9 protein-coding genes are annotated in these 14,191 nt (G+C 37.1%); 1 reads left to right on the top strand and 8 read right to left on the bottom strand.

Features of this window, described 5'->3' with window-relative positions:
• Nucleotides 1-24: 24 nt before the first annotated feature.
• From BN853_RS03525 to BN853_RS03500, 6 genes are all read right to left on the bottom strand, one after another.
• Nucleotides 25-393: a hypothetical protein gene (locus BN853_RS03525; RefSeq protein ID WP_030004571.1), complete on the bottom strand. Its 369-nt coding sequence runs from the start codon at nucleotides 391-393 to the stop codon at nucleotides 25-27.
• Nucleotides 386-2,110 (bottom strand): glycoside hydrolase family 13 protein, encoded by a 1,725-nt coding sequence (locus BN853_RS03520; RefSeq protein ID WP_030004570.1) that lies wholly within the window; start codon nucleotides 2,108-2,110, stop codon nucleotides 386-388. Before BN853_RS03520 ends, BN853_RS03525 begins: the two co-directional genes overlap by 8 nt.
• A gap of 2 nt (nucleotides 2,111-2,112) precedes the next feature.
• A complete protein-coding gene (locus tag BN853_RS03515; RefSeq protein WP_030004569.1) occupies nucleotides 2,113-3,486 on the bottom strand; it encodes a sugar ABC transporter permease in 1,374 nt (457 codons plus the stop codon).
• A gap of 1 nt (nucleotide 3,487) precedes the next feature.
• Nucleotides 3,488-5,680 carry a carbohydrate ABC transporter permease gene (locus BN853_RS03510; protein WP_030004568.1) on the bottom strand — a complete coding sequence of 731 codons (2,193 nt, stop codon included), beginning with the start codon at nucleotides 5,678-5,680 and terminating at the stop codon, nucleotides 3,488-3,490.
• Nucleotides 5,681-5,762: 82 nt separating this feature from the next.
• Nucleotides 5,763-7,118, bottom strand: coding sequence for a sugar ABC transporter substrate-binding protein (locus BN853_RS03505; protein ID WP_030004567.1), 1,356 nt, complete (start codon nucleotides 7,116-7,118; stop codon nucleotides 5,763-5,765).
• A gap of 11 nt (nucleotides 7,119-7,129) precedes the next feature.
• A complete protein-coding gene (locus tag BN853_RS03500; RefSeq protein ID WP_030004566.1) occupies nucleotides 7,130-8,662 on the bottom strand; it encodes a pullulanase-associated domain-containing protein in 1,533 nt (510 codons plus the stop codon).
• Between the two features lie 154 nt (nucleotides 8,663-8,816).
• On the opposite strand from BN853_RS03500, the gene pulA reads away from it, so the two are divergent.
• Nucleotides 8,817-11,639, top strand: coding sequence for a type I pullulanase (gene pulA, locus BN853_RS03495; RefSeq protein ID WP_030004565.1), 2,823 nt, complete (start codon nucleotides 8,817-8,819; stop codon nucleotides 11,637-11,639).
• Between the two features lie 82 nt (nucleotides 11,640-11,721).
• On the opposite strand, the gene BN853_RS03490 is transcribed toward pulA, so the two are convergent.
• The gene (locus tag BN853_RS03490; RefSeq protein WP_030004564.1) at nucleotides 11,722-12,576 is read right to left on the bottom strand and encodes a DUF1189 family protein; all 855 of its coding nucleotides are present in this window, start codon (nucleotides 12,574-12,576) and stop codon (nucleotides 11,722-11,724) included.
• Nucleotides 12,573-14,078 (bottom strand): alpha-amylase family glycosyl hydrolase, encoded by a 1,506-nt coding sequence (locus tag BN853_RS03485; protein WP_030004563.1) that lies wholly within the window; start codon nucleotides 14,076-14,078, stop codon nucleotides 12,573-12,575. The genes BN853_RS03490 and BN853_RS03485 overlap by 4 nt, the downstream gene beginning before the upstream one ends.
• Between the last annotated feature and the right edge of the window lie 113 nt (nucleotides 14,079-14,191).

The following is a 14,191-nucleotide window of genomic DNA, read 5'->3' as shown; positions in this document are numbered from 1 at the left end:
ATGGCAAATGGCTTTGAGTCGTATTTATTTTTTTACTAATACTTTATATTTGATGATGATGTAAACCGCAGTACCTACCCATATAAAAACAGGCACTAAGTTTGATATACGTTCGGCAGAGGGAATAAAGGCAAACGCACCAATTAAGAATAACGTAATTGCTTGACCCTTATTATCATCCGCGATATCTCTTAATTTCCCAGCAATGACAAGTACCATGATTAATACAATCAGACGAAATACAATTGTTAATCCGGCAACTTCCATGTCAGGATTAGGGACATTGATGTTCTTAAATTCAAAAATAAAGAAGAAAAGAAAGTGTAACAATGCGCCGAAATAGATTATGTATGATTCGATTGAACGCATCACATCTGCTTTGATTTTATTCATGTTTACTACCTCCTTCACTGACTTCAAACACATAAGATTCGTACGGTCTTAAAATCAGGTTATCTAACGAAATCTCGTTTGATTCGTAATTTGACAATAATACTTGTTTTACCTTAAGTCCGTTTAGCGAGATGGATGTCTCACAATCAAAGAAGTTGGTGACCACCAAAATGGTTTGGTCGCCTTTTCTAAGATACGCATAAACTTGAGGGTGTTCTTGATTAATCATTTCATATGAACCATAAACAAGTGTGCTCTTATAAGCGTCGTCTTTCTTTAAAGCAATGACTTTTTTATAATAATTCAACAATGAATTTGGGTCGTTGATTTGATCTTCTACGTTCACTTTAGTGAAGTTTGGGTTGACGTGAAACCACGGTTCTTTTGTTGAAAACCCTGCGTAAGGTTTATTATTCCACTGCATCGGTGTTCTAGCGTTATCTCGACTGCGTTTGGCGGTAAAGCCAATGAACCGATCTAAGTCTGTATTGCCTCTTGACTTTTCAAGCGCGTAGGTTGTCTTTACACTAACGTCATTAAAATCGTCAATAGTTTTAAATGGGTAATTAGTCATCCCAATTTCTTCGCCTTGGTAAATAAATGGGGTGCCCCACATAAAATAGAGTGCAGTTGCAAGCATCGAACCCGATAAAAACGGTTTTTTCTCATTACCATATTGACTCATCACACGAGGTTGATCATGATTTAGCCAGTAAAGTGGGTTCCATGCTTTACCATAAAGATTCTTTTGCCATTTCAAGAACATCTCTTTCATGTGTTTAAGGTTAACTACAATCGGTTCGTTAGGGTCTTTTAAGTCCCAAACGTTGTTACACCAGTTGTGGTCAAAATTAAATACCATGTTTAACTCATCACGATCAAGTCCAGCATATTCGATGGCTTCTTCCGGTAATGCACCACCACCAACTTCACCGACCGTCATCACATCGTAATGTTTTAAGACGTTTTGATTGAATTCATGTAAATAGTCATGCAGTTTAGGTAAGTTAGAAAACTTACGCCAATCCGGCTTGTAAACTTCATTACTCTCCATCGTGGAATCTTCAAAGGTGGTTGAGCGTGCAATGTGAGCCACGGCATCCACTCGAAAACCGTCCACACCAAGATCAAGCCAAAACGTTGCGATGTCTTGCATCCCTTTTCTAACGTTTGGATTTGCCCAGTTTAAGTCTGGCATTTTTTTGGAGAATATCTTCATGTAATACTCATTGGTTAATTCATCTTTTTGCCAGCAGGACCCGCCAAAAAACGATGCCCAGTTGGTTGGTTCGACTTCTTTTCCATCGACGATTTTACCCTTTTGCCAAATGTAATAATCACGGTAAGGGTTATCAACCGATTTTCTTGATTCAATAAACCACGGGTGTTCATCAGATGTTTGGTTCATGACAAAATCGGCAATGATTTTGATGCCACGTTTGTGCGCTTCATCAATCATTTTTTTGGCATCCTCAAGTGTCCCATACTCTGGAGCAATTTGATAGTAATCCGATACGTCATAACCATTATCATCCATTGGTGACTTATAAAATGGACATATCCATAGCAAGTCAACACCTAGATCTTTTAAGTAGTCAAGCTTTTCGATAATACCGTTGATATCACCAATACCATCACCATTTGAATCATTAAAACTTTTGATATATATTTGATAGCCTACGGCTTCTTTCCACCATTTTTTTTCTAAAAAACTCATAGTTATCCTTTCGTTGCACCCGCAGTCATACCTTCAATTAGATATTTTTGGAAGGTGACGTATAAAACGGTAATAGGGACTGCAATGACTAAGGCACCTGCAGCAAATAAGGTAGGTCTATAAAGGGAGTTCCCTGCTTCAAGGAATCTAAATAGACCGATTGCGATGGTCCAGCCCTTAGATGCATCTGCACCTGTACCACTCAATATGTAGGATGGCAAGATGTAATCTAACCAAGGTGCCATAAACTGACCAACCGCCACAAACGTGATGATTGGGAGTGATAGCGGTAAAATAATCTTAAAGAAAATTTGTACCTTGTTCGCACCATCGATCGTCGCAGATTCGTCTAAGTCTTTTGGTACACCTTGTAAATAACCCTTAATTAGCCAAATGTTAAAAGGAATTGCACCTGCTGTATAGACCATAACTAAGGCCAGTGGTTTATTAAGTAGACCAAAGGTATCGAATAAAATGTACATTGCAATTAAGCTTAAAAACGTTGGAAACATTTGAAGGATCATGATTGATAACAACCCGAATTTTTTACCTTTAAATTTAAATCTTGAGAACACATAAGCCGACCCTGTAATTAATAACACCGATGCGATCATGTTGACCACGGCAATTAATAATGTATTTTTAAACCATTCAATGAAATAGACTTTGGTTGGTTCTGCTTGTCCAGCTTTTAACCAACGTTGAGAAGTCAATATCTCAAAGTTTCTAAATGATACATTTTCTGGCCATAAACGGTAAGGAATCTCAGAGCTATCTGTTAGTGCTGTACCGATAATATAGATAACAGGGACTAAAACTAAGAAAGCTAACACGGTCATTTCCGTATAGATTACCGCACGACCAAACAATTCTCTAACTGAGTATTGTTTTCTGACGGTTTGTTCTAGAATGTTACGTTTTGATGGAATCAGCAAATAAAAACCAATACTTATCAACGGTAAGAATCCCATCAATCCAGCAAAAAATGTGTTTTGTCCACGATTGTCTGCAATGCTGTGTGTCACAGATTGGTTAATAAATACCATGACGATGACAACAAGTGCCGCAAACATTTTTAATAAAACAATGTTACTGTTTAAATTCGTTAATGCCCAGACAAATAAAAATACGATTATCGTAAACTTTAATGCCGTAAGTAATAAATATTTTGCATTAAGTCTTTGTTTTAATAACCCTGGATTGAGCTCAACTGCTTCTAACTTTAGCACTTTAACGATACCGTAAACAGGCGCTAACGCAAGGACTACGACGTCTTGACGTTTGATTTTCTTGGCATCAGCTACCGAGGTCACGACAGAGAAATTCATCATGAAAAGGACAACCAATAAGCCTACAATATATAATAAGTTTTCCATATTACATCATGTCCTCCTCTTTAAATGATTTCGTTCTAAGGAAATTCCAAGCCGAAATAGACCCAATAATTAAGAAGATTAAAATTGAGAATACAGAGGCCATTGAATACCATCTTATGTTTGCGTCAGTGGTTAGTTTATAGATCCATGAAATCAGGATATCCGTATAACCTGCAAACGCCCTAGATGATTCACCACCACCAGGTCCACCGCCTGTAATAAAATAAATCATACCAAAGTTGTTAAAATTACCAGCAAAAGTCATAATCAATAGTGGTGATGTTTGATACAAGACCAACGGCATTGTAATTTGTTTAAATTGAACAAAAGGTGTTGCACCATCGATTTCTGCTGCTTCATATAATTCTTTAGAGATATTTGTCATTACCCCAGACATTAATGCCATAAAGTAAGGGAATCCTAGCCAAATGTTTAAAACAATAATGAAGATTCTGACAAACCATGGGTTTACTTCGTTTCCTAACCAGTTAATTGAGTTATCACCTAGATACACGATTCTATCCATGAATGTCGCTGTTGAAGCCGTTAGTAGTGACATTGGTTGTCCTAAGGAGCCAATGCCTCTTAAGAATTCATTGACACCAGAAAGCTCAAAAAACTTATTAACAATCCCTTCACCATGGAAAATTACTTTAAACATCAATTGTGAAACAAGCGCAGGTATTGCCCATGGTAGAATTAATACTGCACGCCATGCTTTTCTAAATACCACGCGTTTATTATTAATAATGACTGCTTGGATAAATCCACCAAAGAAACATGTAAATGTTGCACCTATGGCCCAAATTAATGTCCAAGAGAATACTTTCCAAAAGACATCACCAAATGGAATTGTCGATCCACCAGTAATACTAAATAGCGATCTAAAGTTTGATATTCCAACCCAGCTAACCAATTGTGCTGGTGGAATGTGTTGATTATTATAGTTTGTAAAAGCGATCGCTAAGCTAAATAAAATAGGCATAATTGTAATATACGTTAACATCACAATGGCAGGCATTAATACAATGTATTCGAATGAATTGTCATATAGAGATTTAAAGTACTCTTTTTCTGTCACTCTAACACCTTTTTGACGCGCAACCGATGTCTTGTATGCATCACGTATATTCCACACATAAATCATTAAGAAATAGATTAAAGTTAAAATTGCAATTAACCCTGTTAAGAGCAATTGAGTTGAATTGTGCCCCTCGACTGTATAACTGAAAGGTAAGACACCATTTGGCATTAAAAATGCTACTCTAGAGCTACCATCAACCGTTGATTGAGGCGCTTCACCAAGTGTAATTACAGACCAAATACCTTTTACAAAGAAACCGCCTTTTTCATAGAAGAAATTATCATACTCTTCATAAACTTCGATATACTCTTCAGGAAAAGCGCCAAAATAGATTCTAAGTAATAATTCATTCCAGTCATCCCCACTAATTAGAATAAAGTTTGACCCTGGTTGGTTAACTTTTTCAGAAAAATAGCGTTGCATGCCACTTAAATATTTGTCTGTAAGCATCTCTTCATCGTAGAGTTGGTTATAGTTTACATTAAAACGACTCGCATAGCGTGCCGGATATAAAGATGGGTACAAACGGTCATAGATGGCTTGCCACTCAACCGGATTTGTTTCTTTGGTTGCTAGTGGGTTTTGAAGTTCAACTCTTAAGTCATCTGTTGCACGTGTTTCAACAAATGTTATGGCTTGACTCTCAGCCAAACTATCTGCTTGATCATTTATGTCGTCAATCTTTGCCTCATGAATACTTCGAATACGTGCTGACGTAAATTCGATGATTAAATCGGTCGTAAGTGTTGATTTTCCATTAGCCATATGTTCTTGAACAAATGCATTCCATTCGGTATCGTTTGTGGTTATGTTGTTAAACGTTAACCATCTTGGAAACTCAACTGAGAAACTTGAATCACCTGACTTATCACGGATGTTTTCGCCACCTAGATAGTCACCAGGAATCTTCGTTTCATAAAAATCAAACGGTTGGTCATTAAAATAATCCCCCGTTGATACTTCAATGCCAATCATCAAACCAAACACTAAAAAGAACATCATTGCTTTGATGTACTGTTTGTTAAATAATTGTCCTAATCCCCATATTAAACTTGAAGCAATCGCTTTGAAAATGTGCAGGATTTGGTTGTTGCGTTTTTCTTCACGCATGTCTTTCACTCCTTCTTAAAACATTTAAGAAAAGCCATAGTTTTTAGGCTATGGCTTTGTCCTAATGTTTATCTAACTAAAATTAGTTTGCTAATCCAGCTAATGCTTCGTAGTTTGTCTTAGCTTTTGCAGCTGCAGTTTCAGGTGTTTCAACACCATTAAATACGTTTGCAAGCATCGTTGCGTATGTATTCCATACAAATCCCATTTGTGGAATTGATGGCATTGGTTGTGAGAATGCTAATTGAGCACTAATGCCTTGTAAGAATTCATCCTCAGCTAAGCCTGGAATATTTGATAAGTCTTTAAGTGCTGGTAATTTACCTGTTTCTTCATACATAATTGTTAAACCTTCTTCTGATGCTAAGAACTCTAATAGAGTAAATGCAGCAGCAGGTACGTCAGTGTATGAACTAACAGCAGCTACTTGAACACCTGAGAAAGTCACAGGATCAGCTAATACGTTATCAACCGTAATTTGAGGAATTTTAGAGATCTTTAAGTCGATTGTGCCAGCAGCGTCTGATTCAGCTGAAGCTTCAATGCCCCAAGGACCTGAGAACATGAATGGTAGGTTACCTGCATCAAATTGAGTCTTTAGGTAATCACTTGTTAAAGTTGCTGTTTCAGGTAATAATCTTACTCTTTCAGTACCGACTAATTTTGTAGCGTATTCTTCATAAATGTAAGTTAAAGCTTCGACCATTTCTGGTTGTTCTGCACCTAATTTTGTTGGATCATCATGGTTAGGACCAAATAATTCAACGCCAAAAGCAGTAAAGAACATATGTGCAACATAGTAGTCATCAATGTCAATACCTAAAAGATATTTAGATTGTTCTCTATTGTTGTATGTTTTAGCTAATTCGACAATATCATCAAATGTGAATTCAGCTGGTAAATCGCCTTTGTCGATTAATGGTTGAACTAACTTCATGTTTGCGAATAAAGCGATTGATTCTGCTTGTAGAGGAACCCCGTAAAGTTCACCATTTGATTCGACTGTTGTGATTGTCGCATCAAGCATTTCATCTCTGAATTGATTTGCCAATGTGGTTGGTAATTTTTGAATGACTTGGCTTTGTAAAGCTAGTCCGATGTGGTCATGTGGGAACACGATAACGTCAGCGCCTTGTTTACCTTGTAACTCAAGTTTCGCACGTGTATCAACTGAACCAACGGATTCTGTCTTTAATACGTATTGTGGGTATTTAGCTTCAAACGCTTCTTTTAATGCTGCGCCATAGCCTTCGCCATCAATCCATAAACTAACTTCTTGTTTTGCTTTAACGATTTCACCTACGTTAACCACAGATCCACCTGTTGGGGTGATGCATGGTTCTGCTTTTTTACCGCAACCGGTTAATGAGACAATAGTGAATGCGATTGCAACTACAGCAAGAAGTGATGTAATTGAAATAGATATAATTTTTTTCATGTTATTGCCTCCTATAAAAAGAATCTACGAGCGAAGATCGCTGCGACTGCTAATGGTGCAGAAATGAATCCTAACCATAAACTTGCACTTGCTGTTTCTTCGTCACATGGGTCATAAACATTAATTGTAAGGACTTCTGTTCCAACGTTACCTAGAGCGTCAGAAACACTAAGTGTTACGGTATATGTACCAACTTTAGATGTATCAACGATACCTGATGCAGTAACAAATGGAGTTAATACGCCATCAACAGCATCTGTTGCTGTGTATAGACCTAATGCCCAAGTTGAACCGATTTCAACGCGTTGGTTTTTATCAACCAATAATGTGAATGTCGGTGCTACAGTATCATAACTAACTTCTTTAACGGCTTGTTGACCTTCATAATCAAAACTTACAGTGTAAGGCGCTTTAGAAGGATCTAACTCGTTTGCTTCAGCTAAAACGATTGAGAATTGTTTTGTTTTTTCAACCACTGAGTTAAATAAAATATCTTCGATTGGAACGATGTTTCCATCTTTATCCTTTAACACGATCCAGCTGTTTTCAAATACTGGTGTCTTTACACCTTCTTCATCAACAACCACTGTTACAATTTCTTTATTCATTTCAATCGTAATTTGTGTTTGTGATGCTGCAACTGCTGAATTGAAATTGAATGCGTAGGCGTCTGTTAAGAATTCAACCAATGTACCAGTTCTAAGTGAACCTTCACCAGCTAAATAATAAACCGTACCGCCACCAGCAGCAATTAATTCACTATTGTCAAACATAATGTCACTTGGGAATTTTTTATCCCATGATTCTGTACGTAAGATAAATCCAGTTTCTTCTGTCGTTGCTTTATTAATGTAAATAAAAGCAATTTGGTGTACACCAGTGATGCCTTCATTTGTATAATTTACTTCGTACATGAAGTCTACACCGTCTTTAGAAGCATCCGTACCATTTCCAAATGTCCAAATGTTCCAACCTTCATAGTCTTGAGTTGCATCGTAGTAGATGACAGTCATCGTAACAAAATCTGCATCGATTGTGCCAGGTGCTTCTGCGTCTTCTTTAGCAAGACCAGCAGCGATCATTGCAGCTTCTCTTGACATATAAGCAGCGTCTTGGCCTTGAACAAAGTAAACGTGAAGTTCATTTTCTGTACTTGCTTTGAATGCTTCACGATCGTAACTAACATCTTGTTGGTTCTTACTGTCTTTTGCAGCATCACCTTGAGCTGGCCATCCAGACTCACCTTGAGTTACACCAAAAGCAAATGGTAGAAATTTCCCTTCTGTTGACATAGTTGCTTTGTCAACTGGAAATTCAACGATAGCCCATCCGGCATCGTCCATGCCAGACTTAGCAAATGCTTTGTTGTGAGAATCGTCTGTTCCATTATCCCAAGTCCAAAGACCTACACCATCATAGTCGCCTGCGAACTTGTAGTAATGTACAACTACTTTTTCTCCTTCAGCAGCATCTACTTCAACAAATAGTGATGAACTAAATGCGAAAGTAAATAATGCGATTAGAGCAAATAAAACTTTTTTCATTTTCTTCCTCCTTATGAAATCTTTAACTTCACTTTCATTTTACACTATGAAATCGCTTTTGTCATCTTTGGATGTTGTGTAATGGGTTTCACAATTGATAGCGTTTACATAAATTGCCGTATTATGATAAGATATCTTATGAGGAGGCTTTACAATGACAAAAATGAAAAAGTTAACGTTACTATTTTTAATGATTTATTCATCCTTATTTATAGTGTCGAATTTAAAAGCTGCGGTAGACAGCCCAAATCTATACTTCCACTATTTTAGGTATGACGCAACCTATACCGACTGGGACGCACATATTTGGAAATTTGGAGATACCGGCGTTGATATTCTTCCAGTCGATGAAACAATCAACTCCAAAACCTGGGGTACATTTAAAAAGGATGGTCCTGTCGGTTTAGAAGATGAATACGGGTTTATTATCCGTTCAAGAGGATCATGGGATAAAGACCGTGAACCGGGTGGTGACCGTATCGTCAAAGTAAGTGATGGTAAATTGATTGATGGCGACTATCACTTCTACATTATTCAAGGTGATGTGGTTGTTTATTCCGAAGTACCTGAAACCTTCCACAAGATTTTAACGGCTACTTTTACCTCATCGACTGAAGTTAGATTTCAAACAACCGTTGATGTTCCGAATTTATCCTCTGTTAAATTATATAAAGATGACGTCTTAGTCCCTGTAAACAACCTTAAGGGATCAAAGACCGGTTACACCTTTACAACAGACACCGTCGATTTATCTTTCGTTTATCGCTTAGAGGCTTTATTTGATGATCAAGGCGCAACCACAGCTAAGTTAAATGTCGGTTTCAATGGGGTATATAATTCACCATTTTTCGAAGCGGCTTATGGTTATGAAGGTAACGATTTAGGTGTTTCGTATTCACCAACCGCTACGACATTTAAACTATGGGCACCAATCAGCGATGAAGTGACTTTAAACATTTATGATGCTGGTCATCCAACCTCAGTAAGAGCAGACGGTGATGATACAGCCACGACACATATAATGACTCGTGGTGAAAAAGGGGTCTTTGAACTAACTTTAAACGAAGACTTAAAAAATAAATATTATACCTATACCGTAAAAAATGGCAACGTCATAAATGAAGTCGTTGACCCATATGCAACCTCAAGTGGTGTAAATGCCATTCGAGGGGCTATTGTCGATCTTGAATCTACCAACCCTAGTGGATGGGATGATTTAGAACTACCTAAGTACAGTGGCCGTTACGTTGATGCAATTATTTATGAACTACACGTTAGAGACCTGACTAGCCATAGCTCATGGACAGGTAAGAGAGAACACGTTGGTAAATTCTTAGGTATTGTGGAGTCAGGAACAACCTATACTAAAGGCGAAACAACCGTTAAAACGGGGCTTGACCACATGGTTGAACTCGGAATCACACACCTTCACTTATTACCAGCATTCGAATTTGGTTATGTCGATGAAACAAGACTCGATGATCCTAATTACTTCAACGTCAAAGATGGTGGGTTCAACTGGGGTTACATGCCAACGTTATTCAACGTGCCAGAAGGTTCTTATTCAACCGACCCTTACACTGGTTCAACAAGAGTAAGTGAATTTAAACAAATGGTTAAAGGGCTATCTGATAACGGCATAAGAACTGTGATGGACGTGGTCTATAACCACACAGGCGATGCGAACTATAATTTCAATAAGATTTTACCAAACTACTTCTTCCGCCTAAATAGCGAAGGCTCACTATCTAATGGTAGTGGTACAGGTAATGAAACCGCATCTGAACACTACATGATGCGTAAATTCATGGTCGATAGCCTCATCTATTGGGCGACCGAATATAACGTCAAAGGCTTCCGCTTTGACTTGATGGCACTTCATGACGTTGAAACCATGAATCTAATTGCTGAAGAATTACACAAAATCGATCCTACCATCATCATTTATGGTGAACCTTGGACAGGCGGTACAACCCCACTGCCGTTATCTCAACAAGCAACCAAACAAACCATGAATCAAATGCCTGGTGTTGCGTCATTTAATGATATCGCAAGAAACTCAATTCGAGGCAGCAACAACGGTGAAGGTCCAGGCTGGGTTCAAGGTAAAAATGACGAAGTTGGTAACATCAAAAACACCATTCTAGGTACTAGAGGTACGGATTACACCTTTACTAGTCCTAATCAAAACGTTAACTATGTATCAGCTCATGATAACTCAACACTTGCTGACCAAATCCGTTTAACATCTGGTGGGAAAACAAATGTGATACGTAAACTAATGCAAGTACAAGCAAACGCCATTGTCTTAATGTCTCAAGGTGTGCCTTTCATACACGCAGGTGCAGAAATGATGCGTTCAAAACCTGATAAATCTGATAATGAACATGTAAAGGAAGGATTAAACTACAACTCTTACAACGCCTCAGATAAAGTCAATCAAATCAACTATAACTTTAAAGTTGACTATAACGACGTCTTTACTGAATATAAAGAACTCATCGAATTTAGAAAAACACACCCTTCATTTAGACTAAATACATTTGATGAAGTCGATCAAACGGTTAGTCTACTTGAAACAGGTAATGATGGCCTAGTTGCTTATCGCTTAAAAAACAATAAAGACATCTACCCAGATATGATTGTTATACACAACAATGGTACATTACCGATGGCACATTTTACCTTACCACAAGGCACAGACGAAACAAACGTGGATGGCGACTTGGTTTGGAAAATTGCTTATACCAGTTTAGCACAAACAATCAATAACGCTGAAATTGAAAATGGTAAAACCGTCAATATCTCAGCGCATGAAACCATCGTTGTTTATTATGGACAAAATTCAAATGCAACCGAGGTCATTCCAGAACCATCCGACAGCAATGATTTCCCACTGCTTGCGATGGTATTAATTCCATCGGCAATCATTCTTGGTGTTGGTGCTGGCTTATTCTTCTATTTTAAAAAACGCTAACCAAGCAAACAGTTGAAATCGAGATTTCAACTGTTTTTTTTAATCAATCATTTGTCAAAAAAAACCAGCAAAATTTGCTGGTTTACTGTAGATATTCGACGTCTTTTTGAGTCTTATAAATGTCATTAATTTGAATTTGTTTACTCTTGTGATAAATAATCAATAGCATCAAAGGCAAACCAAAGTTGAATAACACAATGGTAATCGGTGGTGCTAGCAATCCAATGAGCATACTAATAATCGATGGTAATAACGAAGCGAAAAATGATATTTTTAAGATTTCACTATAAATTGGAACGTTATGGTCTCTAATTCTTAAAAGTCTTGCGAACATCGCAATAATTAACATGAAAATTAAATTAGTAACAAAGAAGACCACAATGAGCACCAAGATTAAAGGTAATAAGAATGTTGATTTTAGTGAGACATAAATATTATTATATATCATAGTCATCGCATCATCACTGTCCATATTCTTTAAATCCGATACGTGGATATTTGAAAAACGTTGGTAGTCATAATTAAAGGACACACCCGCTAAATAAACCTCAAAGCTCGAATCATTGAAGATAATCGTATTAATTTTTGTACTTATACCCTCTATTTTAGTCGAAGTTGTGTTTAAAATGATAATAAACGAATCATTTAAGTTTGTCGTGATTACTTGATCTTCTAACTCAGGTGCATAGTATAGTTTGCCCTGTGCAATTGAGAAATTAGGCAACTCATCTAACAGTCCATCGATTTCTTTAGTCGCAAGTTCTGCACCGATTAATTCATAATTTGTGGTCTTTGAGTTAATCAAATTCAAGCTTATCGGAAAAACCAATAAAACAGAGGCGATTAGGTAAACTAAGAAGGCGTGAAACCAACGTGCGTCTTTAAGAAAGTAGATGTCTTTGACTTTAGTTAATGAGACAAACAGTGCATGTTTCATTTTTTCACCAAGTACAAGCTAGTTCTCGGTGCCATTTGACCATTGTATTCTCCATTTGTGTAATAAAGAACGTCGTAACCATCCAAACTAAATTCAAAATTTGAGGTTAAAAAGTTGTGGTAAACAACCACTTCTTGTTGGTAATCATTTAGCGTTGCTGTGCGTTTATAAGCTGAGATTAAGCTGCTTGATGTTTCAATAATCTCGAACTGACCGTATTTTAATGCAGGTTGACTGTTTCTAAGATTTAGTAGTGTTTTATACGTATTAAATAGAGAATTCGGGTTATTTTTTTGTGTTAAGTAATCTTCTGTGTTTATATCGTAATTGATGCATTTACTGCACCAATCGGTTTCAAACTCATTGCCCCAAACAAATGGCAAGCGTCTTGTTTCATCCCAAATGTCATCGGTACCATCTGATTTAATGCCCTTCATTCCGAGTTCTTCACCATAATAAAGATACGTGTTACCTGGTAAGCCCATTAATAGTTCTAAGGCGAATTGATTTTGGGTTTCATTAAGAATTGATGCTGTTCTATCTTGGTCGTGATTTCTTAAGAAAGGTGCATCGATGTAGACTTCGTTTTGACCAACAAATTGATTGTTATAGGCATCCATCACATTTTGAAACGCACGGTAAGTTTGATTCACGTCATTGATGTACTTATAACCAGAGTTGCTACCTTTGGCGATGTCGATGATACGATCGGAGACATCAAAATTAAATAGGCTATCAAATCCTTGATAAAAAGACGCACTGTAATCTTTCGTTGTCCATACTTCGCCAACCATGTAAACGTCTTGGTCATACTGACGTAATTGTGCTCTTAAGAATTTAAAGTAATCAATTGACAACAACATATCTTGTGAAGCGGGTAGGTCGTTGACGTAAGGTCTTGAATTAAAGATATGAACCGCTGCATCGACTCTAAAACCTTTAACACCTTTGTCGATCCAAAACTTCATTACTTTTAACATTTCTTCTTTAACTTCTGGTTTTGAATAATCAAGTTCTGGCATCCAACCCCCAAAATATGAAAACTGGGTATACCAATCACGATTTGAAAGATACCAAGGGTGTTGGTCAGACGTGTGGTTTAATACCATATCGATGGTAATATCGATGTCCATTTTTTTAGCGTCACTAACTAATGCTTCAAACTCTTGCATCGTCCCATATTCTTCATTAACGTCGTAAAAATCTGTAACATCATACCCATGATAACTTGCTGAAGGATGTATCGGTAGCAGCCATAACGCGTTAATCCCTAACTCTTTAAAATAAGAAAGATTTTGTCTAATCCCCTCAAAGTCACCGATACCGTCGTTATCACTATCGGCAAAACTTCTGACAAATACTTGGTAGTAATTGTTATGTCTAGGGTATGCTTCTCTAAACTGTGTTAAGATTGGATCTTCTTTTACTTGCTCATCTTTATCGCAACCAATCAAGAAGACTCCAAATGTCATAATGAGTATCATTAATAGTATTTTTTTCATTTTTTAGCACCTCTTTATCTATTATATATCATACCACACCCTAAATGTGTAAGGGTTTACATGTTTACTCTTTGTCAAATCAAAGAAAACTACGCTATAATGAGGTTGATATC

The sequence above is a fragment of the Paracholeplasma brassicae genome (assembly GCF_000967915.1).
Classification (GTDB): Bacteria; Bacillota_I; Bacilli_A; order Acholeplasmatales; family UBA5453; genus Paracholeplasma; species Paracholeplasma brassicae.
Note: the sequence above shows the minus strand (reverse complement) of the source record. Positions and strands in the feature narration are given on the sequence as shown.

Coding starts and splice junctions, on each gene's coding strand:
- BN853_RS03515 (WP_030004569.1), bottom strand. CDS start 3,486: ATGGAAAACTTATTATATATTGTAGGCTTATTGGTTGTCCTTTTCATG.
- BN853_RS03485 (WP_030004563.1), bottom strand. CDS start 14,078: ATGAAAAAAATACTATTAATGATACTCATTATGACATTTGGAGTCTTC.
- BN853_RS03490 (WP_030004564.1), bottom strand. CDS start 12,576: ATGAAACATGCACTGTTTGTCTCATTAACTAAAGTCAAAGACATCTAC.
- BN853_RS03510 (WP_030004568.1), bottom strand. CDS start 5,680: ATGCGTGAAGAAAAACGCAACAACCAAATCCTGCACATTTTCAAAGCG.
- pulA (WP_030004565.1), top strand. CDS start 8,817: ATGACAAAAATGAAAAAGTTAACGTTACTATTTTTAATGATTTATTCA.
- BN853_RS03525 (WP_030004571.1), bottom strand. CDS start 393: ATGAATAAAATCAAAGCAGATGTGATGCGTTCAATCGAATCATACATA.
- BN853_RS03505 (WP_030004567.1), bottom strand. CDS start 7,118: ATGAAAAAAATTATATCTATTTCAATTACATCACTTCTTGCTGTAGTT.
- BN853_RS03500 (WP_030004566.1), bottom strand. CDS start 8,662: ATGAAAAAAGTTTTATTTGCTCTAATCGCATTATTTACTTTCGCATTT.
- BN853_RS03520 (WP_030004570.1), bottom strand. CDS start 2,110: ATGAGTTTTTTAGAAAAAAAATGGTGGAAAGAAGCCGTAGGCTATCAA.